The sequence below is a fragment of the Streptomyces sp. NPDC037083 genome, assembly GCF_055606485.1.
Genome location: NZ_JBVJSQ010000001.1, coordinates 595,544 through 617,454 on the forward strand (window position 1 = coordinate 595,544; position 21,911 = coordinate 617,454).

Below are 21,911 nucleotides of genomic sequence, written 5' to 3' on the forward strand. Positions count from 1 at the left end.
TTCGGCCGGGTTTCACAGTTCCTTCTCAGCTTCTCGCGTCAGCGTGCGGAGGCCAGTTCGACGACGGTGATGTCGGACGGTGCGCCCACGCGCGTGGGCGGGCCCCAGGCGCCCGCGCCCCGGGTCACGTACAACTGCGTGTCGCCGTAGCGCTCCAGGCCCGCGACGGTCGGATTCGCGGCGGACGCGAGGAAGTTGCCGGGCCACAGCTGGCCGCCATGGGTGTGCCCGGAGAGCTGGAGGTCGACGCCGTGGCGTACGGCGTCGTGGATCTGGACGGGCTGGTGGGCGAGGAGCACGCACGCACGCGCGGTGTCGCGGTCGCCGAGGGCTCTCGTGAAGTCGGGCCCCTGTCCCTCGCTCTCGCCCGCGACGTCGTTGACGCCGGCCAGGTCGAACCAGGGCAGTTCGGTGCGGGCGTTCTCCAGCGGGTTCAGTCCGAGCCGCCGCACCTCGTCGACCCACTGCTCGGCGCCGGAGAAGTACTCGTGGTTTCCGGTGACGAAGAAGCTGCCGTGCCGTGCCTTCAGCCGCGCGAGGGGGGCGGCGGCCGGGCCCAGGTCCTTGACGCTGCCGTCGACGAGGTCGCCGACGACCGCGATCAGGTCGGGCTGGGTCCCGTTGATCGTGTCGACGACCCGCTGCGCGAAGCCCCGGCCGAGGACGGGACTCAGATGGATGTCGCTGACGACCGCGATGCGGTAACCGTGGGCGGCGCGCGGGAGTTTGGCGAGGGGCACGGTCACCCGTTTGACGCGCGGGCCGCGCAGTACGCCGTAGGTGCCGTAGCCGACCGTCCCCACGGCGGCCGCGGCGGCCGCGCCGGCCACGACACGGGAGACGAACAGCCGCCGGGAGGGCGCGGGCGTCCCGGGTGCCGACGCCCCGGAGACCGGCGTGGGTGGGACCGGCGTCCCGACGGCGGGCATCGGGGAGACCGACGTCCCGGGGACGGGGGTCCCGGGGACGGGGGTCCCGGGGACGGGGGTCTCGGCGGCCGACGTCCCGGCGGCGGGCGTCCCGGGGAACGGCTCATCCGCCTTCGGCCGCCCTCGCTCCGTCTGCCGGTGCTCGGGCCGCTCGCTCTCCGGCCGCTCGCTCGCCGGCCCCTCGGATCCCGGCTTCCCGGGATTCCGCTCCCCGGGATTCGGAGCGGCGCCCGCCTCCCGCCCGCGGGTCGGCGCCCCCGCCGGGACCGGTTCCCGGCGCGGGTGCGCCGCGGGCGTCCCGACCCGCGCACGGGTGCGCGCCCGCTTCTCCAGGAAGCGGCGCAGCAACGGCCGTACGGCCTCGCCCGCGAGCACGGCCAGCAGCAGGTAGATCGAGGTCGCCAGCCACAGGAAGCCCGGCCAGGCCAGGACCCGCTGCAGCCAGAAGGGCGCGCCGGTGCGCTCGGCGACCAGGGCTCCGATCGCCAGCGCCCAGCCGCCCACGATCAGCGCCGCGCCGCCGCGGCGGGCCCGGCCGGGCCCGCCGGTGGTGTCGCGGAACAGACGGCGCCACAGGTACCAGTTGGCCGTGACCAGCACGGTCAGCGCGAGCAGGGCGAAGACGATCACCACGGCTATGACGTCCGACCGAGTGCGCGCAGACCACGCAACCCGATGGCTCCGACGACCGTCCCCAATACGAAGGACACGACGGCGAGCGTCAGGTGCACCCAGAAATACGCCGTGGGATCGCCGTCGTCGAACGCGAGTCCGCTGCTGTCCTTGACCAGGTTCTTGACGAAAGTGACCCAGATGACCCAGCTCCACACCCCGAAGGCGAGCAGGAACCAGGAGACGCGGCGGCTGAGCTTCATAGGGCCAGTATCACCGGCGGGTGTCCGGTTCCGTGACCGGGGTGGGGAGGGTGGCGGGACTTCACGTCGTCTGCCAGGTACTTTCTCCGTCGTGCCCGCACCCATGAAGCAGACCGTCAGGCGATCCCTGCTGGTCACCTCCGCGACCCTCGCGACCCTCGCGCTGACCGCGCCCGCCTCCCTCGCCGCGCCGCGCCCCTCGCCGTCGCCCGGGGCGTCCGGTTCGCCGTCCGCGTCGGCGGGGGCGTCCGCGTCGCCCTCGGCCTCTGCCTCGACGTCCGCCGGTCCCTCGGCCACTCCCCCGGCGAACATGTCGACCGTGGGCGGCGCGCGGCTCGGGCGGGCCGGGACGCAGGTGGCGCTCGCGGGCGGCGCGCCGGTGCTGCCGAAGGATCTCACCGCGCGCTCGTGGATCGTGGCCGACGCCGAGTCGGGCGACGTGCTGGCCTCGCACAACGCGCACTGGCGGCTTCCCCCGGCGAGCACGCTGAAAATGCTCTTCGCCGACACCGTGCTGCCGCGGTTCCCCAGGACCACCGCGCACCGGGTGGACCCGAAGGACCTGGCCGGCGTGGGGTCGGGGTCCAGCATGGTCGGCATAAAGGAGGGCGAGACGTACACGGTCCACGACCTTTGGCTCGGTGTCTTCCTGCGCTCCGGCAACGACGCCGTGCACGTGCTGTCGGCGATGAACGGCGGCGTCACCAAGACGGTCGAGGAGATGAACGAGCACGCCGCGGAGCTCCAGGCCCTCGACACGCACGTCGTCTCCCCCGACGGTTACGACGCCTCGGGGCAGGTCTCGTCGGCGTACGACCTGACGCTGTTCGCCCGTTCGGGCCTGCAGAAGAAGGACTTCCGGGAGTACTGCTCGACCGTCTCGGCCAAGTTCCCCGGCGAGACGACGAAGAACAAGAAGGGCCGGACGACCCGCGGTTCCTTCGAGATCCAGAACACCAACCGGCTGCTCAGCGGCGACTACGACATCTCGCAGTACCCGGGCATCGCGGGCGTCAAGAACGGCAACACCACCAACGCGGGCGCCACGTTCACCGGCGTCGCCGAGCGCAACGGCAAGGTGCTGCTGGTGACGGTCATGAACCCGTCGAAGACCGATCACAACGAGGTCTACAAGGAGGCCGCCACCCTGCTCGACTGGGGCTTCCAGGCGACCGGCAAGGTGACGCCGGTGGGCGAGCTGGTCGCGCCGCAGGGCACGCAGACCGGCGCGCAGCCCGGCGCGAATCCGTCGTCCTCCGCGGAGGACGGGCAGGCCGGCGGTGCGGGGAACGCGTCGCACAAGCCGGTGGCGGGCGCGGTGGCCGCCGGGCACGGATCCGGCGGCGGCATGTGGATCGCGCTGGGGGTCGCCGGCGGTCTGCTGGCGCTGCTCGCGGGCGGCGCCTTCCTGGTCAACCGCCGCTGGCCGCTGCCGGACCTGGTACGGCGTCGGCGCTGACGTCGATGTCCCGGGGGTTGTCGGGGGCGGTGCCCGTCGCCGTCCAGGCCGCGCAGTACAGGACCAGCTTCGAGGTGAAGTTGATCCACAGCAGCAGGGCGATGGGCACGCCGAACGCGCCGTACATGCTCTTCGCGGCCACGCCCTGCATGTAGCCGCTCAGCAGCAGCTTCAGCAGTTCGAAGCCCACGGCGCCGATGAGCGCGGCGACGACGAGCCGGTGGCGGGTCGGTTCGACGCCCGGCAGCAGCGTCAGGACGTACAGCAGGAGCAGGAAGTCGGCGAGCACGGCGACGGCGAACGCGGCGAGGCGCAGCAGGACGCTGCCCCAGCCGGCCTCGTCGATGCCGAGTTCGTCGGTGATCCAGCCGACCAGCGCCGAGGCGACGGTGGAGATGGCGATGGTCAGCAGGAGCGCACCGCCGAGGCCGACGAGGACGCCCGCGTCCTTCGCCTTGGCGAGGACCGGGTTCTCCTCCTTGTCGGGGCACTCCCACACCGCGCGCAGACAGTCCCGCATCTGGCCGACCCAGCCGATGCCGGTGAGCAGCAGGAGCGCGCCCGCGATGGAGCCGACGGTGCCGGCGTTCTGGACGAGGCTGTGGACGTCGAGCTGGTCGGAGATGCCGGGGACCTGGTCGGCGATCTTGTCCTGGAGTTCCTGCTGCTGGGACTCGCTCAGCGTGGCGGCGGCGACGGCGGCGGCCACGGTGAGCAGCGGGAAGAGCGCGACGAAGCTGACGAAGGTCATCGCGGCGGCCAGCCGCGTCCACTTCACGCGGTCCAGGCGCTCGTACGAGCGCCACGCGTGCGTGGCCATGAGGCGCGCGACCCACGGCCCGACGCCGGGAAGCTTTTTCAGCCAGTCCATGACCCCACTCTGCCCCGCTCCGGGCCGCTGACGCGGAAGACCGGGGTACGGGTACCCCGTGGACGCGGGACAGTCCCCGACGGGGCGCCGGGGGCGGCTACCAATCGGCCACCGCCAGCCCGTACATGGCGAGCCAGGCCAGGCCGATCAGAGCGAGGGCGCGGTCGCCGAGGACCACCTCCTCGGGCTCGCCGGCAGTGCCCCGGTCGGCGAAGACCGCGTACCGCAGGACGGCGAGGACGAAGGCGACCACGGACAGCTGGCGCCAGGGCAGCACGCCGGTGTGCGGGACGCCGCCCTCCTCCAGGGCCCACAGGCAGTAGCCGAGGACGGCGACCCCGGCCGCCAGCTGCCAGACGAAACGCAGGTATCCGGTGGTGTACTCGGTGAGCAGCACGCGGGTCGCGCCCGCTCGGCCGGCCATCTGGACGGCCTCGGAGTAGCGCTTGGCCGCGACCATGAACAGCGCCCCGAAGCCGGTGGTGATCAGGAACCAGCGGGACAGGGGGATCGCCAGGGCGAGCCCGCCGGCCGCGGCCCGCATCAGGAAGCCGGTCGTGACGACGACGAGGTCGAGGACCAGGACGTGCTTCAGGCTGAGGCAGTACGCGAGTTGCATGCCGAGGTAGGCGGTCAGGAGCGCCGCCACGGCGGGCGTCGTCAGCCAGGCCGCGGCGGTCGGCGCGAGGACCGCGAGGGCGCCTCCGACGCCGTACGCGAGGGGCGCCGGGACCTGTCCGGCGGCCACCGGCCGGTGCCGTTTGGTGGGGTGGGCGCGGTCGGCCTCGGCGTCGCGGGCGTCGTTGACCAGGTAGACGGCGGCGGCGCAGGCGGTGAACAGGGCGAACACGAGGGCGAGTTGGACGAGGGCGGGGATCGAGAGGAGTCGGCCCGCCGCGGCGGGGGCGGCCACGACCAGGGTGTTCTTGATCCACTGTTTGGGGCGGGCGGTGCGCAGGAGTCCGCCGAGGAGGGTGCCGGGGCGGCCCGGGGGCGGGGGCGGCTGCGGGCGGCGGGTGCGCTGGCGGTGCAGCAGCGCCTCAGCCACGGCTCCCTCCCCTCGTCCAGCGCGCCCCGAGGCGTGCCGTGAGGGCGCCGAGGGCCGCGCCCGCCGCCACGTCGGAGGGGTAGTGGACGCCGACGACGAGCCGGGAGAGGCACATCGCGACGGCCAGCGGCGGGACGGTGTGGGCGCCGAGCGCGCCGTAGGCGACGGCGGCCGCGGCCGCGGAGGCGGCGTGCGAGCTGGGGAAGGAGTGCCGCCCGGCGGTGCGCACGAGGGGTTCGACGTGGGCGGGGCGCGGGCGGCGGACGATCCGCTTCACGCCCATGCTGACGACGTGTGCGCCGGCCGTGAGGGCGGTGGCGCGCAGCCAGGCGCCGCGTCGCGGGCCGTCGAGCGCGGCCCCGAGGGCCCCCGCCGCGATCCACAGCGCACCGTGCTCGCCCGCCCGGGAGAGGCCGCGCGCGGCGCGGGCGACGCCAGGGTCCGCGCCCCTGGCGTGCAGCGCCGAGAGGATGCGGCGGTCCAGGTGAGCCAGGTCGCCCAGGCCGTCCAGTCCGCCCGGACCGTCCAGTTCATCCATGCCGTCCAGTTCGTCCATGTGGACTCACTGTTCACGTCAACCTCGGCGGAACTCCGGCAATATTGGGCGACATCCCATTAATCACCCATTTCGGGGATATCAGTCATGTTTGAAAACTATGCGGTCACATAGGGGCGATACGGTCGCGGACATGTCTGCCGAGACCGCTTCCGAGACAGTTTCCGTCACGGGATGGGGCCGTACGGCTCCCTCCACCGCCCACGTGATCCGCCCCCGGACCTACCCGGAGGCCGTGGCGGCGGTCCGGGGCTGCGGGGCCCGCGGCGGCATCCCGAGAGGCCTCGGACGGGCGTACGGGGACGCGGCGCAGAACGCGGGCGGGACGGTGATCGACGTGACCGGACTGGACCGGATCCATGTCGTCGACGCCGACGACGGAGTCGTCCTGTGCGACGCGGGCGTCTCCCTGCACCGGCTCATGGAGGTCCTGCTGCCGCTCGGCTGGTTCGTGCCGGTGACCCCCGGCACCCGCTACGTGACCGTGGGCGGTGCGATCGGCGCCGACATCCACGGCAAGAACCACCACGTCTCGGGCTCCTTCGCCCGCCATGTGACGTCCTTCGAACTGCTCACCGCCGACGGCACGGTCCGCACGGTGCGCCAGGGCAGCCCGCTGTTCGACGCGACCGCCGGCGGCATGGGCCTGACCGGCGTCGTCCTGACGGCCACGGTCCGGCTCCAGCCGGTCGAGACCTCGCTGATGTCGGTCGACACCGAGCGCGCCGCCGACCTCGACGACCTGATGGCCCGGCTGACCGCCGGCGACCACCGCTACCGGTACTCGGTCGCGTGGATCGACCTCCTCGCGCGCGGGGCGGCCACCGGACGCGCGGTGCTGACCCGCGGCGACCACGCCCCGCTGGACGCGCTGCCCGCACGCGCGCGCAGGACTGCGCTGTCGTTCCGCCCGTCGCGGCTCCCGGCCGCGCCCGCCGTCCTGCCCGAGGGGCTCCTCACCCGCACGAGCGTCCGGCTGTTCAACGAGCTCTGGTACCGCAGGGCTCCCCGTGCGCGTTCCGGCGAACTGCAGAGGCTCTCGGCCTTCTTCCACCCGCTGGACGGCGTCCCCCACTGGAACCGCGTCTACGGCCGCGGCGGCTTCGTGCAGTACCAGTTCGTCGTCGGACACGGTCAGGAGGAGGCCCTGCGCCGGATCGTGGGGCGCCTGTCCGCACGCGGCTGCCCCTCCTTCCTGGCCGTCCTCAAGCGGTTCGGGGAGGCCGACCCGGGCTGGCTGTCCTTCCCGCGCCCGGGCTGGACCCTCGCCCTGGACGTCCCGGCCGGGCTGCCCGGGCTCGGCGCCCTCCTCGACGAGCTGGACGAGGAGGTGGCCGCGGCCGGGGGCCGCGTCTACCTCGCCAAGGACTCCCGGCTGCGGCCGGACCTGCTCGCCGCGATGTACCCGCGGCTGGACGACTTCCGTGCGCTGCGCGCGGAGCTGGACCCGCGCGGGGTGTTCGTGTCGGACCTCGCCCGTCGACTCAACTTCCAGGAGCCAGCATGAAGGACGCCTTCGGCCTCCCCCAGTCCCTTCTCGTCCTCGGCGGCACGTCCGAGATCGCCCTGGCCACCGCACGCCGGCTGATCGCCCGCCGCACCCGCACGGTGTGGCTGGCCGGCCGCCCGTCGCCCGCCCTGGAGTCGGCGGCCGCGCGGCTGCGCGTCCTGGGGGCGGACGTGCACACGGTCCCCTTCGACGCGCTGGACCCCGGCTCCCACGAGACGGTGCTGGGCAAGGTCTTCGCCGAGGGCGACGTCGACCTGGTTCTGCTGGCCTTCGGCGTCCTGGGCGACCAGGCGAACGACGAGCGTGACCCGGCGGCCGCGGTGCGCGTCGCGCAGACCAACTACACGGGGGCGGTGTCGGCGGGACTGATCGCCGCCCGGGCCCTGCAGACGCAGGGGCACGGCTCGCTGGTCGTGCTGTCGTCCGTCGCCGGCGAGCGGGCCCGCCGCTCGAACTTCATCTACGGTTCCAGCAAGGCCGGCCTCGACGCGTTCGCCCAGGGCCTGGGCGACGCGCTGCACGGCACGGGCGCGCACGTGATGGTCGTACGCCCCGGGTTCGTCCGGACGAGGATGACCGCCGGGCTGGCGCAGCCGCCGCTGGCGACCACCCCGGAGGCGGTCGCCGCGGCCGTCGAGCTGGGGCTGCGCCGCCGCTCGGAGACGGTGTGGGTGCCGGGCCTGCTGCGGGTCGCGATGGCCGCGCTGCGGCACGCGCCACGGGGGGTGTTCCGACGGCTGCCGATCTAGCCGGTCGAGTCGGTCGAGGCCGTCCGGCCGGTCGAGTCGGTCCGGCCCGGGGCCGCGGCGTCCGGCCCGGCTGCCGGGACGGGCCTCAGCGCGTCGGCAGGGAGCCGCGGTCCAGGTGACCGGCCTGCGGGGGGACCACCGCGCCGCCGAAGGGATACTCGCGCAGCTTGCGCCAGACTCCGTCGGAGCCCTGCTCGGCAAGGGCGAAGCCGGTGCAGGGCCACTCGGCCTCGTAGTCCGCCAGTTCCTCGAAGGCCCGGTCCATGGCCGCCTCGTCGATGCCGTGTGCGATGGTGACGTGCGGGTGGTAGGGGAACTGCAGCTCGCGCACGAGGGGCCCGGAGGCGTCCCGCACCCGCTGCTGCAGCCAGGCGCAGGCCTCGGCGCCCTCGACGACCTTCACGTACACCACCGGCGACAGCGGACGGAAGGTACCGGTGCCGGACAGCCGCATCGGGAAGGGTCGGCCGGCCGCGGCGACCGCGGCGAGGTGCGCCTCGACGGCGGGCAGCGCGCCCGCCTCGATCTCGGTCGGCGGCAGGAGCGTGACGTGGGAGGGGATGCCGTGAGCCGCGGCGTCGCCGAAGCCCGCGCGCCGCTCCTGGAGCAGGCTGCCGTGAGGCTCCGGAACCGCGATCGACACGCCGATCGTTACGGTCCCCACGTCTTCTCCTGTCGTCATGTCGTCATGGCGGGGTGTGGTGCCGGGTTCGTACTCAGTCGTACGGCTATCGACTGTACGGCCACGGCTGTGCTCTGGGCAGGCGCAGGGGAAGTGATGTGCAGCGCTCTGCCCGGAGGAACAGGTGTGCGGTGCGCCCCGGACGCCTCCGAGCGCCTTCAGTGCTTCGCGGGCAGGAAGCCCACCCTCTCGTACGTCTTGGAGAGCGTCTCCGCGGCTACGGCGCGCGCCTTCTCCGCGCCCTTGGCGAGGATCGAGTCGAGCGTCTCGGGGTCGTCCAGGTACTGCTGCGTGCGGTCCCGGAACGGCGTCACGAAGTCGACGACGACGTCGGCGAGGTCGGTCTTGAGCGCGCCGTAGAGCTTGCCCTCGTACTGCCGCTCCAGCTCGGGGACGCTCGTGCCGGTGAGGGTCGAGTAGATGCCGAGCAGGTTGCTCACGCCCGGCTTGTTCACGACGTCGTAACGGATCACCGTGTCGGTGTCCGTGACCGCGCTCCTGACCTTCTTGGCGGTGGTCTTCGGCTCGTCGAGCAGGTTGATGAGGCCCTTCGGCGTGGACGCCGACTTGCTCATCTTGATCGACGGGTCCTGAAGGTCGTAGATCTTGCCCGTCTCCTTCAGGATGTGGGCCTTCGGGATCGTGAAGGTCTCGCCGAACCGGCCGTTGAAACGCTCGGCGAGGTCGCGGGTGAGCTCGATGTGCTGGCGCTGGTCCTCGCCGACCGGCACCTCGTCGGCCTGGTACAGCAGGATGTCGGCGACCTGGAGGATCGGGTACGTGAACAGGCCGACGCTCGCGCGGTCGGCGCCCTGCCGGGCGGACTTGTCCTTGAACTGCGTCATGCGGCTGGCCTCGCCGAAGCCGGTGAGGCAGTTCATGACCCAGGCGAGCTGCGCGTGCTCGGGGACGTGGCTCTGGACGAAGAGCGTGCAGCGCTCGGGGTCGAGGCCGGCCGCGAGGAGCTGTGCGGCGGCCAGCCGCGTGTTGGCGCTGAGCTCCTTCGGATCCTGCGGGACCGTGATCGCGTGCAGGTCGACGACCATGTAGAACGCGTCGTGGGACTCCTGCAGGGCCACCCACTGGCGGACGGCGCCGAGGTAGTTGCCGAGGTGGAACGAGCCTGCGGTGGGCTGGATTCCGGAGAGCACACGGGGTCGGTCAGAGGCCATGCACGACATTGTCGCAGAGCCCGGGGACCGGCCGGAACGCGTCCCGGGCAGCCCTCGCGGGGCCGCCCGGGACGGCGCCGGTCAGCCGAGGTCGATCTCGGGGTACAGCGGGAAGCCCGCCACCAGGTCCGTGGCCCGGCGGGAGATCTCGTCGGCCACCTTCTCGTCCAGGACGTGGGAGGCCTTGGACGGGGCGCCCGACTTCGTGGTGCCCGGTTCGGCGGTGGTCAGGACCCGGTCGATCAGGCCCGCCACCTCGTCCATCTCCGCCGTGCCGAGGCCGCGGGTGGTCAGGGCCGGGGTGCCGATGCGGATGCCGGAGGTGTACCAGGCGCCGTTGGGGTCGGCGGGGATGGCGTTGCGGTTGGTGACGATGCCCGAGTCGAGCAGCGCGGCCTCCGCCTGGCGGCCGGTGAGGCCGTAGGAGGAGGCGACGTCGATCAGGTTCAGGTGGTTGTCCGTGCCGCCGGTGACCAGGGTCGCGCCGCGCCGCATCAGGCCCTCGGCGAGCGCGCGGGAGTTGTCCACGATGCGCTGCGCGTAGTCCTGGAAGGAGGGCTGACGCGCCTCGGCGAGGGCGACGGCCTTGGCGGCCATGACGTGCGGGAGCGGACCGCCGAGAACCATCGGGCAGCCGCGGTCGACCTGGTCCTTGAGGGAGTCGTCGCACAGGACCATGCCGCCGCGCGGGCCGCGCAGCGACTTGTGGGTGGTGGTGGTGACGATCTGGGCGTGCGGGACCGGGTCGAAGTCGCCGGTCAGGACCTTGCCGGCGACCAGGCCCGCGAAGTGCGCCATGTCGACCATCAGCGTCGCGCCGACCTCGTCGGCGATCTCGCGCATGATCCGGAAGTTCACCAGACGGGGGTACGCCGAGTAGCCCGCGACGATGATCATCGGCTTGAACTCGCGGGCCGACGCGCGCAGCGCCTCGTAGTCGATCAGGCCGGTCGCCGGGTCCGTGCCGTAGGAGCGCTGGTCGAACATCTTGCCGGAGATGTTCGGGCGGAAGCCGTGGGTGAGGTGGCCGCCGGCGTCCAGGGACATGCCGAGCATGCGCTGGTTGCCGAAGGCCTGGCGCAGGGTGGCCCAGTCGGCCTCGGAGAGGTCGTTGACCTGGCGGGCGCCGGTCTTCTCCAGGAACGGGGCCTCGACACGGTCGGCGAGGACCGCCCAGAAGGCGACCAGGTTGGCGTCGATGCCGGAGTGCGGCTGCACGTAGGCGTGGCGGGCGCCGAAGAGCTCGCGGGCGTGCTCGGCGGCGAGGGCCTCGACGGTGTCCACGTTGCGACAGCCGGCGTAGAAGCGGCGGCCCACGGTGCCCTCGGCGTACTTGTCGCTGAACCAGTTGCCCATCGCGAGGAGGGTGGCCGGGGAGGCGTAGTTCTCGGAGGCGATCAGCTTGAGCATCTCGCGCTGGTCGTGGACCTCCTGGCCGATGGCGTCGGCGACGCGCGGCTCGACGGCGCGGATCACGTCGAGGGCGGCGCGGAAGGCCGTGGACTCGGTGGACAGGGGTGCGGAATTCTCGGGCATCGGGGACCTCCGGACGTGGCGTTCGGCGTGTTCGGTTCGGCCCAGGCGCACGGCACACTTGCTGCTCGCAGGCCGCTCCCCGATGGTCCGTCCCATCCCAGCGCGCCAGTCACGGCCCGCTCGCCAGCCTACCGGGTGCGGATCAGCGGATCACGTGCGGGACGAAGCGGGCGTACTCGTCGGTGATCAGGCCGGCGGACTCGCGGATGCCGAGTCCGGCCGACTCGTCCTCCACCATCCAGGCGCCGAGGACGACGTGGTTGCCGTCGAAGGCGGGCAGGGGCGCGAGCTCCTGGTAGCAGCACGGCTCGTCGTCCCGTACGACGGGCTCGGCGCCCTTCTCGTGGATCGTGACGCCGGCGCCCTCCCGGCCGAGGAGGGGCTTGGCGACGTAACCGGAGGCGGCCGCGAGCTCACGGGGGCCGTCGAGGTACGCCGGCAGGAGGTTCGGGTGGCCGGGGTACAGCTCCCACAGGACGGCCAGCAGCGCCTTGTTGCTCAGGAGCATCTTCCAGGCCGGTTCGATCCACATCGTCGAGCCGGTGCCGCCGCCGTTGTCGAGGGTGTCGAGGACATGACCGGCGAAGCGGTCGGTGGTGAGCCACTCCCAGGGGTAGAGCTTGAAGCAACTGCGGATGAAGCGGAGCTGCCCGTCGACGAAGCGGCCGGACAGGGGGTCCCAGCCGATCTCCTCCATCGATATCCAGTCCGTGTCCAGACCGGCCTGCTCCGCGGTCTCCTTGAGGTAGGCCACCGTCATGAGGTCCTCGCCGAGTTCGTCGGCCGAGGAGTGCGCGAAGTACAGCGGCGTGCCGGGCGGGAGGAGGGCGGCCTGTCTCCTCCAGGCGGCGACCAGGCGTTCGTGGAGGGAGTTCCACTGGTCGGCGCCGGGGAAGCGGTCCTCCATCCAGAACCACTGGGGCGAGGCGGCCTCCACCAGCGAGGTGGGCGTGTCGGCGTTGTACTCGAGGAGCCGCGCCGGGCCCGTGCCGTCGTAGTGAAGGTCGAAACGGCCGTACACGGAGGGGAGTTCGGTCCGCCGCCGCCAGGCCTCGGCGACCGCGGCCGCGACGCGCGGGTCGGTGATGCCGAGGTCGGCGAGCCGGTCGGACTCGACGAGGTGGGCCGCCGCGGTCAGGCACATGGCGTGCAGTTCCTCGACGGTCTCCTCCAGCGCCTCGACCTCGTCGAGGGTGAACTCGTAGTAGGCGCTCTCGTCCCAGTACGGGCGCAAGGCGCCGTCGGGGTGACGGGTGAGGGGGTAGACGAGGCCCTGTTCCTCGACGGTCTGCTGCCAGCCGGGGCGGGGTTCGACGGTGTGGCGTCGCATGGGCGGGGGTGTCCTGTTCAACCGCTCGGTCGCTGGATCGCTGAAGCGCGGGGCGCAGGGCGCTGGAGCGCTGGGCTCGGAGGCAAGAGCTCTGAGGCGCAGGCTTTCAGGCTCTGGGCTCTCAGGCTCTGGGCTCTGGGGTGCTCAGCCGCCCGAACTGCCCTTGTGGCTGCCGCTGTCGCCGTCGCTGCCGAAGCCGCCCCGGTCGACGCCGCCGCCTCCGCTGCTGCTGCCGCCGCTCGAACCGCTCGAGCCCTTGCCCGGCTTGGAGAAGGAGCCTCCGTCGACCCAGGAGCCCTCCTTGTCGCCGCCGTAGTACCAGGCGCCGTTCGCCGGGGTCCTGGAGGTCTTGGTGGAACCGGAGGACTTGCAGTTCTTGTCGGCGACGACCTTGTAGCCCTTGGCGAGGTTGTAGCTGTCGCGGTCGACGCACCGCTTGTCGGGGTCGGAGGAGCATGCGGTGAGAGCCGCGGCCAGCACCCCCATGCCGCCCAGTACGACCGTGCCCGAACGAAGTCGTCGACGCGTGTCCGCCATGTTCCCGTCTCCCCGTTTGTCGCGTCGCCCCTACGGCGAAGTCCGGCCGTCAGCCTAGACATCGGACGGAGAGCATCCGAAGGCGGCCCGCTCGCGAGCTCCTCCCCTGCAGTCCTTTTCGTGCTCTTTGGAATGGTGTGCGCGCTCGGCGCGGCGGTCTGCTTCGGCACGGCGACGGTGCTGCAGGCGATGGCGACGCGCGCTGCCGCCGACCCGGGCGGGGGCAGCGGCAGCGGCGGGGACGCGGCGCTGCAGCTGCGGGCCGTGCGCCAGTGGCGCTACCTGGCGGGACTCGGGCTGGACGGACTGGGGTTCCTGTTCCAGATCGCGGCGCTGCGGTCCGTCCCGATCTACGCCTTGGGGGCCGCCCTCGCCTCCAGCCTGGCCGTGACGGCGGTGTTCGCGGCACGGCTGCTGCGGGTGCGGCTGAGCCGGACGGAATGGCCGGCCGTGGCGGTGGTGTGCGCGGGGCCGGCGATGCTGGGGCTGGCGTCGGGGACGGAGGGCGAGGAGAGCGGACCCGAGGCGCTGCCGTGGGCGATGCTCGGTACGGCGGCCGCCGTCCTGCCGCTGGGCCTGGCCGGCGGGCGGCTGGGCGGGCGGAGCCGGGCGCTGGTGCTCGGTCTCGGGGCGGGCTGCGGGTTCGGGGTGGTGGAGGTGTCGGTGCGGTTGATCGACTCGGCGTCCCCGGCGGAACTGCTCACCGACCCGGCCGTGTACGCGCTGCTGCTGGGGGGCGGGGCCGCGTTCCTGTCGCTGACGTCGGCTCTGCAGCGGGGGTCGGTGACGACGGCCACGGCCGGGATGGTGATCGGGGAGACGATCGGGCCGGCGCCGGCGGGGGTGGTGTGGCTGGGGGACCGCACCCGGGAGGGGCTGGAGTGGCCGGCCGTCCTGGGGTTCGCGGTCGCCGTCACGGGCGCGCCGGCGCCGGCCCGGTTCGGGGAGGCGCCGGAGCCGGCGAAGACGCCGGAACCGGCGGAGAACGCCTCGGGCCGAGGCGCGTAGAAAAGATCTCAGGCAGGCAGGAACATCTCCTTTCAACCCCCGTGCAGGCGTTTTCCGAAAACACGGGAAAGGTTACCTCCGGTACGCCTCGACAGAAGAGGCAAGCGGGCGAAAACCCTGAGAAAAGCGACTTCCCAGACAGCCCGAAATCTTCATTGAAGATTGAACGCAAGGGAAGCCCTTTCCGTACTCGACATCGTGACCAGTAATCCCGTCACCGTCACCGCGGCATATCGCGTGACGCCGGGCCGCGAGGCCGACTTCCACTCCTGGGGGTGGGCCATGCTGGGCGCGAGCGCGCAGCAGCCCGGATTCCTCGGGGGTGGCGTGCTCGTCGATGGAGAGGCGGAGTGGCATGTGGTCTATCGCTTCGCCAGCGAAGGCGCCGCCCGGGCCTGGGAGGACTCTTCCGCCCGGGTGCGGTGGGACGCCCGGGCCGCGGGCATCGCCCTGCAGACGGACCGCCGGAGCGTGCGGGGCTCCAAGGCCTGGTTCGACGCGCAGACCAGCGCACCGAAGGCGCCGGCTCCGCCGTCCAAGTGGAAGTTGTGGTTCGTGAATATGAGCGCCGTTTTTCCGCCGGTGCTCCTTTTCAATCTGATCGTGCTCCCCTATCTCGGCGGCCTCAATCCGTTCATTCGCACGCTGCTGCTCTGCCTGTGCGTGACGGCCCTTGTGACCTGGATTCTCATGCCCCGCCTTCAGCGTTTCTTCAAGAAATGGCTGTATCCACCGCTCCAGGCGCTTCGCGGACGGCACAAACGCCGGACCGCGTAGGCCAGAGAACGACCCTAGGGAGGTGGGCGGGTGAAGACCCTGCTCATCGACAATTACGACTCGTACACGTACAACCTGTTCCAGCTGATCGCCGAGGTCAACGGCGAGGAGCCGGTGGTGGTCCTCAACGACGCCCCCGCGGACGCCGTTCCCGACCTCGCGGACTTCGCCAACGTGGTGGTGTCGCCGGGACCCGGGCACCCCGCACGGGCGCGCGACTTCGGCATCAGCGCCAGGGTGCTGGCGGAGGCGTCCGTGCCGGTGCTCGGCGTCTGCCTCGGCCACCAGGGCATCGCGCACGGCGAGGGCGCCCGGGTGGCGGCCGCCCCGGAGCCCCGGCACGGGCATCTGTCGACCGTCCGGCACGACGGCCGGGACCTGTTCCAGGGCCTGCCGCAGCACTTCACCGCGGTCCGCTACCACTCGCTGGCCGTGCGCGAGCCGCTGCCCGACTCGCTGGAGGCCACTGCCTGGGCCGAGGACGGCGTCCTGATGGGGCTGCGGCACCGCGAACGGCCGCTGTGGGGCGTGCAGTTCCACCCGGAGTCGGTACTGACCGAGTACGGCCACCGGATGCTCGTGAACTTCCGCAACCTCACGGCGGAGCGGGCCCGCAGGCCGCGTACCAAGAACACCGCGGTGACCGCGGCGGCGGCGGCCTTCCCGCGCACCACGGTGACCGTCCCCCGGCCCCGCCGTCCCGCCCACCGGCTGCACACCCGCCGCATCGCCGGGGCGATCGACGCGGAGGCCGCGTTCACTCGGATGTTCGCCGGGTCGCCGCGGGCGTTCTGGCTGGACAGCTCCCGGGTCGAGCGGGGGCTCTCGCGCTTCTCGTTCCTCGGCGACGACAGCGGGCCGCTCGCCGAGTTCGTCCGCTACGACGTGGCGGCGGGCCACTGCGAGATCGAACGGGCCGGGCGGCCGCCGCGCAAGGTACGGGCGAGCGTCTTCGACTATCTGAAGCGGCAGCTGGCCGGCCGCCGGGTCGACGCCGCCGGGCTGCCGTTCGACTTCACCGGCGGCTATGTCGGCTACTTCGGCTACGAGACGAAGGCCGACTGCGGCTCCCCCAACCGGCACCGCTCCTCGACCCCGGACGCCTGCTGGCTGTTCGCCGACCGGCTCGTCGCGGTGGACCACCAGGAGGGCTTCACCTACGCGGTCTGCGTGGCCGAGGACACCCCGCAGGCCACCCGGGAGGCCGCCGACTGGCTCGACAGCACGCTGACCGGGCTCGCCGCGCTCCCCGTGGAGTCCGGCCGGCGACGGGCCTCGGCCCCCGAGCCGGCGGCCGAGGCGGAACCCGCGGCCGTCGAGCCGTGGCTGGTGCGGGACCGGTCGGCCTACCTGGCGGACGTCGCGGCCTGCCAGCGGGAGCTCGCCGCGGGCGTCAGCTACGAGATCTGCCTGACCGACGCCGCCCGGTTACCCGCCCCGGCCGACGCCTTCGCGTTCTACCGGACGCTGCGCCGCGTCAACCCCGCCCCCTACGCCGCCTTCCTGAGATTCGGCGACCTCGACGTCGCCGGGTCCTCGCCCGAGCGGTTCCTGCGGATCACCCGCGACGGGGTCGCCGAGGCCAAGCCCATCAAGGGCACCGCGCCGCGCGGGGCCGGTCCGCTGGAGGACGCCCGGCTCAGGGACGCGCTGGCGTCGGACGCCAAGACCCGCGCCGAGAACCTGATGATCGTCGACCTGCTCCGCAACGATCTGGGGCGGGTCTGCCGGACCGGCACCGTGCGGGTGTCCCGGCTCATGGCCACCGAGACGTACGCCACGGTCCACCAGCTCGTCTCCACCGTCGAGGGCAGACTGCGCGAGGGCACGGACGCGGTGGACTGCGTGCGCGCCTGCTTCCCCGGGGGGTCGATGACCGGCGCGCCGAAGCTGCGCACGATGGAGATCATCGACGAGCTGGAGACCGAGGCGCGCGGCGTGTACGCGGGCGCGCTCGGCTATCTGGGCTGCAGCGGCGGCGCGGACCTGAACATCGTCATCCGCACCGCCGTCCTCGCCGACGGCCTGATGCAGCTGGGCGCCGGGGGCGCGATCGTCCTCGACTCCGATCCGGCGGCCGAGTACGACGAGATGCTGCTGAAGACGGCCGCGCAGATGCGGGCCCTGCGGGAGCAGGCCGCGGACGGGGCGACCGCACGGCCGGGCCCGGCCACCGCCGAGGAGGCCACGCGATGACGACACCGCAGCCCACGCCTCCCCCGGCGACAACACCTTCCGCGACGCCTGTTCCAGCGGCGGTCGCTCCGGCGATGACTTCCCCGGCCGGGACGGCTACCCGCGCGCCGGCGGCCCCGGCTACCCCGGCGGTCCCGGTGGTTGGGGCGGCCCCCGCGATCCCCACCGCCCCGGTGGTTGAGTCGGCCCCCACCACCCCGGCAGTTCCGGTGATTTCGGCAGTCCCGGCGGCCTCGGCGGACTCGGCGGCCCCGGTGATTTCGGTGGTCCCGGCGGTCCCGGCCGCCCAAGCGACCCCGGCGGTGCCGGTGGGCCTGGCGGTCCCCCGGCCCCGGGGGACCGCCGGGTGCGGCGCCCCCGGCAATCTCGCCGCGCAGTTGGCCGGTCTCGCCGAGCGGCGGGGGTGGCTCGGGCGGGCGGCGTTTCATCAGGGGCATCGGTGCTGGACCCACGGCGAGGTGCACGATCTGGGGGCGCGGGCGGCCCGGGTGCTCGCGGAGCACGGGGTGCGGGCCGGCGACCGGGTGCTGCTCGCCCTGCCCGACTCGACGGCCTGGGTGGCGGCCTTCCTCGGCGTCGCCCGGCTGGGTGCCGTCGCCGTCCTCGTCAACCCCGAACTGCCCGCCGCCGAGCACGCGTTCATGGCCGAGGACACCGGGGCCGTGCTGTGTGTGACCGGGCCGGGGCCGGAGGACCGGTTCGCCGGCCGGGCCCGGCTGGGCGCCGACCAGCTCCTCGCGCTCGCCCCCGCCGCCGAGCCGTCCCCCGCCCACCCGGTCGGCCCGCACGCCCCGCTGTACGTGCAGTACACCTCCGGCACCACGGGCCGGCCGAAGGGCGTCGTGCACACGCACGGCGACCCGAGGACGTACCACGACCTGATCGGCCGGCGGCTGCTGGGGATCACCGAGGACGACGTCACCCTGTCGGTGTCGAAGCTGTACTTCGCCTACGGCTTCTCCAACGCCTTCGTCTTCCCGCTCTTCTCCGGCTCCAGCGCCGTCCTGGTGGACCGGCGTCCGACCCCCGCCGCCGTCGACGAGCTCGTCGCCCGCCACCGGGTCACCCTCCTCTACTCCGTGCCGTCGGCGTACGCGGCGCTGGTCGCCGACCGGGGCAGCGGACACGCGGCCTGTTTCGCCTCGGTGCGCGCGGCCGTGTCGGCCGGCGAGGGCCTGCCGGACGGTTTGGGCGGCCAGGTCGCCGACCTGCTCGGCGCGCCGGTGCTGGAGCAGATCGGCTCCACCGAGGCCGGGCACGCCTTCTGCGCCAACAGCCTCGGCCACAACCGTCCGGGCACCGTCGGGCGGCCGGTGCCGGGGTTCGAGGTCGAGCTGCGCGACCGGGACGGACGGCCGGTGCCCGACGGCGAGGAGGGGGAGATGTGGGTGCGCGGGCCGACGGTGACGCCCGGCTATCTGAACCGGCCCGAGGAGACCGGGCGCACCCTGGTCGGCGGCTGGCTGGCCACCCATGACCGGGCGCGCCGCGAGCCGGACGGCTCCTACCGGCACCTGGGCCGCGCCGACGACATGGAGATGGTCGGCGGGATCACCGTCTCCCCGCTTGAGGTGGAGGCCGTGCTGCGGACCCACCCGGGGGTACGGGAGGTCGCGGTCGCCGCCGTCCCCGACGGCCACGGCCGCACCCGCCTGCGCGCCTTCGTCGTACCGGCCGCCCACGCCACGGCCCCCGCAGCCCCCTCGACCTCGTCGCCCCCCGCCGGATCCGCCGGGCTCGCGCGGCTCGAAGGCGAGCTTCTCGCTCTCGCGCGTGGGCGGCTCGCCGCTTTCAAGGTGCCCAGGGGTGTCAGCTTCGTGACGTCTCTGCCGCGCACCGGCACAGGAAAGCTCCGTCGCCATCTGGTGCGCCGGGGGGCGTGGTGACCGTGTCAGAGAGGAACAGCCACATGTCGCAGCAACTCCTGCTCGCCGACCGCGGGTTCTACCTGGGCCCGCTCTTCCGGCGGGCGGCCGACCGCCACGGGGCCGTCTTCGTCACCCTGGACCGCCCGCTGGACACCCACCCCTCCCTGGGGGTCGACCTGGACTACAAGGTCCTGGCCGACGTGGTCGAGGACCTGTCGGGACGGCTGTGGGCGGCCGGGGTGCGGCCCTCGGAGCAGGTGGCCGTCCACAAGAGCGACAACGTCGACATCGTGCTGCTGGCCTGCGCGATCTCCCGTATCGGGGCGGTTCCCGTGCTGCTCTCCCCGGGGCTCGCGGGACCGGTCGTCGGCCAGCTGCTGCAACGGCTGCGGCAGCCCTGGCTGATCAGCGACAGAGCCAGGCTGGAGGGTCCGCTCAAGGGGGTCGCGACGTCGGTGCGGCGGACGCTGTCCGTGGACGACGCGCCCGGCGCCGAGCCGCTGGAGGCGTACGCCGGCGCCGAGCCCCCCGCGCCCGTGCGGCTGCACCCCCGCGAGCCCGCCCTGATCACGCACAGCTCGGGCACCACCGGCGTGCCCAAGCTGGCCGTGCACTGCCCGAACACGATGTGGAACCGCCTCCTGCCGCAGAAGGCGATGGGCTGGCCGACCCGCGGTGAGACGGCCGCGCTGCACATGTCGTTCGTGCACTCGCGCTTCTACCACCTGCTCGGCGTGCTGCTGCACTTCGGCAGTCCGCTCGTGCTGATCACCGACCCGCAGCCGGCCGCCGTGCGTCCGCTGCTGGTGCGCCACCGGCCCGGCATCGTCGAGACGCACCCCAACACCTTCGTGCTGTGGGAGGAGTTGGCCGACGCGCCCGGGGCCCCGCTGTCCCGGGTGAAGTCGTACGGCTCCACGTTCGACGCCATCCACCCGCGCACCGTGCGACGGCTGCTGGGCGCGTCGAGGCGTCGCACGCCCTGGCTGATCCAGCTGTACGGGCAGAGCGAGACGGGACCGGTCGCGGTCCAGTGGTTCACCCGGCGCAGCGCGGAGCGGGCGGACGGGCGGCGGGTCGGGATCGGGATCCCCGGATTCACCCGGCTGCGGATCGCCGACGCCGAGGGCAGGCGCGTCCCGCCCGGCACGCCCGGCCGGATCGAGGCCCGTACCAGGGGGCGCATCCTCACCTACCTCGGGGCGCGGGCGCAGTACGAGCGCCAACTCGACGGCGGATGGTGGCAGATGGGCGACATGGGCAGCATGAGCCGGCTGGGCGCCCTGCGTCTGATCGACCGTGAGATCGACCGGATCGACGCCGTGGACAGCAACCTGGAGGTCGAGGACACGCTGATGGAGCGTCTGGAGGAGCTCCGCGAGGTCGTCATCGTGCCCGGCGCGGACCGTGAGCCGGTGCCGGTGGTCTGCGTCCGGGACGAAGCGCCGCTCGACCCGGAGCGCTGGCGGGAGGCCACGGCCGATCTGCCGGCGATGGCCGAGCCCCGGCAGTGGCGGTTCGAGGAACTGCCGATGACGGCGACCTGGAAGGTGAAGCGGGTGGAGATCTCCCGCATGCTGACCGGGGCGCCGGAGAGCGTGCGCGGGTGAACCCGGCCGTCGTCGTGGGCGCGGGCCCCGTCGGTCTGTCGGCGGCGCTCGCACTGCGCGCGCACGGACTGCCGGTGCTGCTGCTGGAGGCGGATGCGAAGGACCGCGAACGGCCGGGCAGCCGCGCGCTGTTCGTGCACCGCGAGACCCTCGCCCTGCTCGACGGGATGTGTCCGGGGGTCGCCGCCGAGATCACGTCCTACGGGCGGACCTGGCACACCCGACGGACCCTGTACCGGGGCCGCGAGGTGTACTCCCGCACCTTCCCGCCCCCGTCCGGCGGCCCGGGCTCGCTGCCGCCCTTCACCAGCCTGCGCCAGGTGGACACCGAGCGCTTCCTGCGCGCGGCCTGCGAGCGGGCCGGGGTCGGCTTCGAGTGGGACGCGCGCGTGACGGGGGTGGCCACCGCGCCGGGCGAGGCGGTGCTGAGCGCCGCGGACGGACGGCAGTGGCGCGCCGGGCACGTCGTCGCCGCGGACGGCGCCCGCTCGGCCGTCCGGCGGGAGCTGGGCATCGCCATGGAGGGCGTGCGCGGCGAGGGCTTCCACGTCGTCGTGGACGTGGCCGACGTGCCGGGGGCCGAGCTGCCGCTGGAGCGGGTCTTCCACTACGAGCATCCGGGCGTCGGCGGCCGCAGCGTGATGCGGGTGCCGTTCGCCGGGGGCTTCCAGGTCGACCTGCAGTGCCGGGACGACGACGCGCAGGAGGCGTTCGGGACCGAGGAGGCCGTCCGGAGGTGGCTGCCGGCGGTGGTGGGCGACGGCTACGCCGACCGGGTCCTGTGGGTGTCGACGTACCGCTTCGTGCGCAAGGTCGCGGCCTCGTTCACCGATCCGCACCGGCGGGTGCTGCTCGTCGGCGAGGCGGCGCATCTCTTCCCGCCGTTCGGGGCGCGCGGCATGAACAGCGGGATCGCCGACGCGGCCGCCGCGGCGCGGGCCGTCGCCGCGGGGACGGACGGCGCCGTCGGGGAGTTCGCCGGGGCGCGACGCGCGGCGGGGCTGTTCAACAGCGCCGCCGCGGGGATCGCGTTGGAGCAGTTGCGGCCGCGGCGACGGAGCGTTCGGCTGCGGCAGCGGGCGGCGGCCGCCCTGGCGCCCGTGCTGCCGTCGTGCGGCGCGTGGCTGGAGCGCGCCCCGTACGGGCCCCGGGGCGGGGCTCCCGCGGCAGCGGGCGGCACGTACTGAGAGGAGCAGGC

19 protein-coding genes and 1 riboswitch are annotated in these 21,911 nt (G+C 73.3%); of the genes, 9 read left to right on the forward strand and 10 right to left on the reverse strand.

The genetic code is table 11. The features are described from left to right. Window positions 1–38: 38 nt before the first annotated feature. Window positions 39–1,562 carry a metallophosphoesterase gene (locus ACZ7DE_RS02765; protein ID WP_470757195.1) on the reverse strand — a complete coding sequence of 508 codons (1,524 nt, stop codon included), beginning with the start codon at window positions 1,560–1,562 and terminating at the stop codon, window positions 39–41. Window positions 1,563–1,564: 2 nt separating this feature from the next. Next, complete coding sequence (locus ACZ7DE_RS02770; protein ID WP_470757197.1) at window positions 1,565–1,804, reverse strand: SCO4848 family membrane protein; 240 nt, start codon at window positions 1,802–1,804, stop codon at window positions 1,565–1,567. 91 nt (window positions 1,805–1,895) lie between these two features. Here ACZ7DE_RS02770 and ACZ7DE_RS02775 point away from each other — a divergent pair, with 91 nt between their 5' ends. Continuing rightward, window positions 1,896–3,263 carry a D-alanyl-D-alanine carboxypeptidase family protein gene (locus ACZ7DE_RS02775; RefSeq protein ID WP_470757199.1) on the forward strand — a complete coding sequence of 456 codons (1,368 nt, stop codon included), beginning with the start codon at window positions 1,896–1,898 and terminating at the stop codon, window positions 3,261–3,263. Here ACZ7DE_RS02775 and ACZ7DE_RS02780 read toward each other — a convergent pair. From ACZ7DE_RS02780 to ACZ7DE_RS02790, 3 genes are all read right to left on the reverse strand, one after another. Continuing rightward, the gene (locus tag ACZ7DE_RS02780; RefSeq protein WP_470757201.1) at window positions 3,217–4,134 is read right to left on the reverse strand and encodes a YihY/virulence factor BrkB family protein; all 918 of its coding nucleotides are present in this window, start codon (window positions 4,132–4,134) and stop codon (window positions 3,217–3,219) included. The genes ACZ7DE_RS02775 and ACZ7DE_RS02780 overlap by 47 nt on opposite strands. A gap of 97 nt (window positions 4,135–4,231) precedes the next feature. Beyond that, the gene (locus ACZ7DE_RS02785; RefSeq protein WP_470757206.1) at window positions 4,232–5,182 is read right to left on the reverse strand and encodes a decaprenyl-phosphate phosphoribosyltransferase; all 951 of its coding nucleotides are present in this window, start codon (window positions 5,180–5,182) and stop codon (window positions 4,232–4,234) included. Next, a complete protein-coding gene (locus ACZ7DE_RS02790; protein ID WP_470757964.1) occupies window positions 5,175–5,720 on the reverse strand; it encodes a phosphatase PAP2 family protein in 546 nt (181 codons plus the stop codon). The genes ACZ7DE_RS02785 and ACZ7DE_RS02790 overlap by 8 nt, the downstream gene beginning before the upstream one ends. A 151-nt stretch (window positions 5,721–5,871) precedes the next feature. Between ACZ7DE_RS02790 and ACZ7DE_RS02795 the strand changes: the two genes are divergently transcribed. After that, a complete protein-coding gene (locus ACZ7DE_RS02795; RefSeq protein ID WP_470757212.1) occupies window positions 5,872–7,245 on the forward strand; it encodes an FAD-binding oxidoreductase in 1,374 nt (457 codons plus the stop codon). After that, a complete protein-coding gene (locus ACZ7DE_RS02800) occupies window positions 7,242–7,997 on the forward strand; it encodes a decaprenylphospho-beta-D-erythro-pentofuranosid-2-ulose 2-reductase (protein ID WP_470757214.1) in 756 nt (251 codons plus the stop codon). The genes ACZ7DE_RS02795 and ACZ7DE_RS02800 overlap by 4 nt, the downstream gene beginning before the upstream one ends. Before the next feature lie 85 nt (window positions 7,998–8,082). Here ACZ7DE_RS02800 and ACZ7DE_RS02805 read toward each other — a convergent pair whose 3' ends face one another. The 5 genes from ACZ7DE_RS02805 to ACZ7DE_RS02825 form a co-directional block, all read right to left on the reverse strand. After that, on the reverse strand, window positions 8,083–8,661 hold the full coding sequence (locus ACZ7DE_RS02805) for a 2'-5' RNA ligase family protein (RefSeq protein WP_470757216.1): 579 nt from the start codon (window positions 8,659–8,661) through the stop codon (window positions 8,083–8,085). Window positions 8,662–8,837: 176 nt separating this feature from the next. Next, entirely contained in the window at window positions 8,838–9,851 is a 1,014-nt protein-coding gene (trpS, locus tag ACZ7DE_RS02810; protein ID WP_470757218.1) for a tryptophan--tRNA ligase, read from the reverse strand. Between the two features lie 81 nt (window positions 9,852–9,932). Continuing rightward, complete coding sequence (locus ACZ7DE_RS02815; RefSeq protein WP_470757220.1) at window positions 9,933–11,387, reverse strand: glycine hydroxymethyltransferase; 1,455 nt, start codon at window positions 11,385–11,387, stop codon at window positions 9,933–9,935. A gap of 32 nt (window positions 11,388–11,419) precedes the next feature. Then, a riboswitch (ZMP/ZTP riboswitch) is annotated at window positions 11,420–11,510 on the reverse strand. Window positions 11,511–11,529: 19 nt separating this feature from the next. Continuing rightward, the gene (locus tag ACZ7DE_RS02820) at window positions 11,530–12,717 is read right to left on the reverse strand and encodes a glutathionylspermidine synthase family protein (RefSeq protein WP_470757222.1); all 1,188 of its coding nucleotides are present in this window, start codon (window positions 12,715–12,717) and stop codon (window positions 11,530–11,532) included. 144 nt (window positions 12,718–12,861) lie between these two features. After that, window positions 12,862–13,254, reverse strand: a complete 393-nt coding sequence (locus ACZ7DE_RS02825; protein ID WP_470757224.1) for a hypothetical protein — start codon at window positions 13,252–13,254, stop codon at window positions 12,862–12,864. A gap of 132 nt (window positions 13,255–13,386) precedes the next feature. Here ACZ7DE_RS02825 and ACZ7DE_RS02830 point away from each other — a divergent pair, with 132 nt between their 5' ends. The 6 genes from ACZ7DE_RS02830 (at window position 13,387) to ACZ7DE_RS02855 (ending at window position 21,900) form a co-directional block, all read left to right on the forward strand. Next, the gene (locus ACZ7DE_RS02830; RefSeq protein WP_470757966.1) at window positions 13,387–14,262 is read left to right on the forward strand and encodes a hypothetical protein; all 876 of its coding nucleotides are present in this window, start codon (window positions 13,387–13,389) and stop codon (window positions 14,260–14,262) included. A 198-nt stretch (window positions 14,263–14,460) separates the two neighbouring features. Continuing rightward, the gene (locus ACZ7DE_RS02835) at window positions 14,461–15,039 is read left to right on the forward strand and encodes an antibiotic biosynthesis monooxygenase (protein WP_470757226.1); all 579 of its coding nucleotides are present in this window, start codon (window positions 14,461–14,463) and stop codon (window positions 15,037–15,039) included. Between the two features lie 30 nt (window positions 15,040–15,069). Further along, window positions 15,070–17,235 carry an aminodeoxychorismate synthase component I gene (gene pabB, locus ACZ7DE_RS02840; protein ID WP_470757228.1) on the forward strand — a complete coding sequence of 722 codons (2,166 nt, stop codon included), beginning with the start codon at window positions 15,070–15,072 and terminating at the stop codon, window positions 17,233–17,235. 308 nt (window positions 17,236–17,543) lie between these two features. Then, window positions 17,544–19,121 (forward strand): AMP-binding protein, encoded by a 1,578-nt coding sequence (locus tag ACZ7DE_RS02845; RefSeq protein WP_470757968.1) that lies wholly within the window; start codon window positions 17,544–17,546, stop codon window positions 19,119–19,121. 23 nt (window positions 19,122–19,144) lie between these two features. Next, window positions 19,145–20,713: a class I adenylate-forming enzyme family protein gene (locus ACZ7DE_RS02850; RefSeq protein ID WP_470757230.1), complete on the forward strand. Its 1,569-nt coding sequence runs from the start codon at window positions 19,145–19,147 to the stop codon at window positions 20,711–20,713. Beyond that, on the forward strand, window positions 20,710–21,900 hold the full coding sequence (locus ACZ7DE_RS02855; RefSeq protein WP_470757232.1) for an FAD-dependent monooxygenase: 1,191 nt from the start codon (window positions 20,710–20,712) through the stop codon (window positions 21,898–21,900). Before ACZ7DE_RS02850 ends, ACZ7DE_RS02855 begins: the two co-directional genes overlap by 4 nt. The last annotated feature ends 11 nt before the right edge of the window (window positions 21,901–21,911 follow it).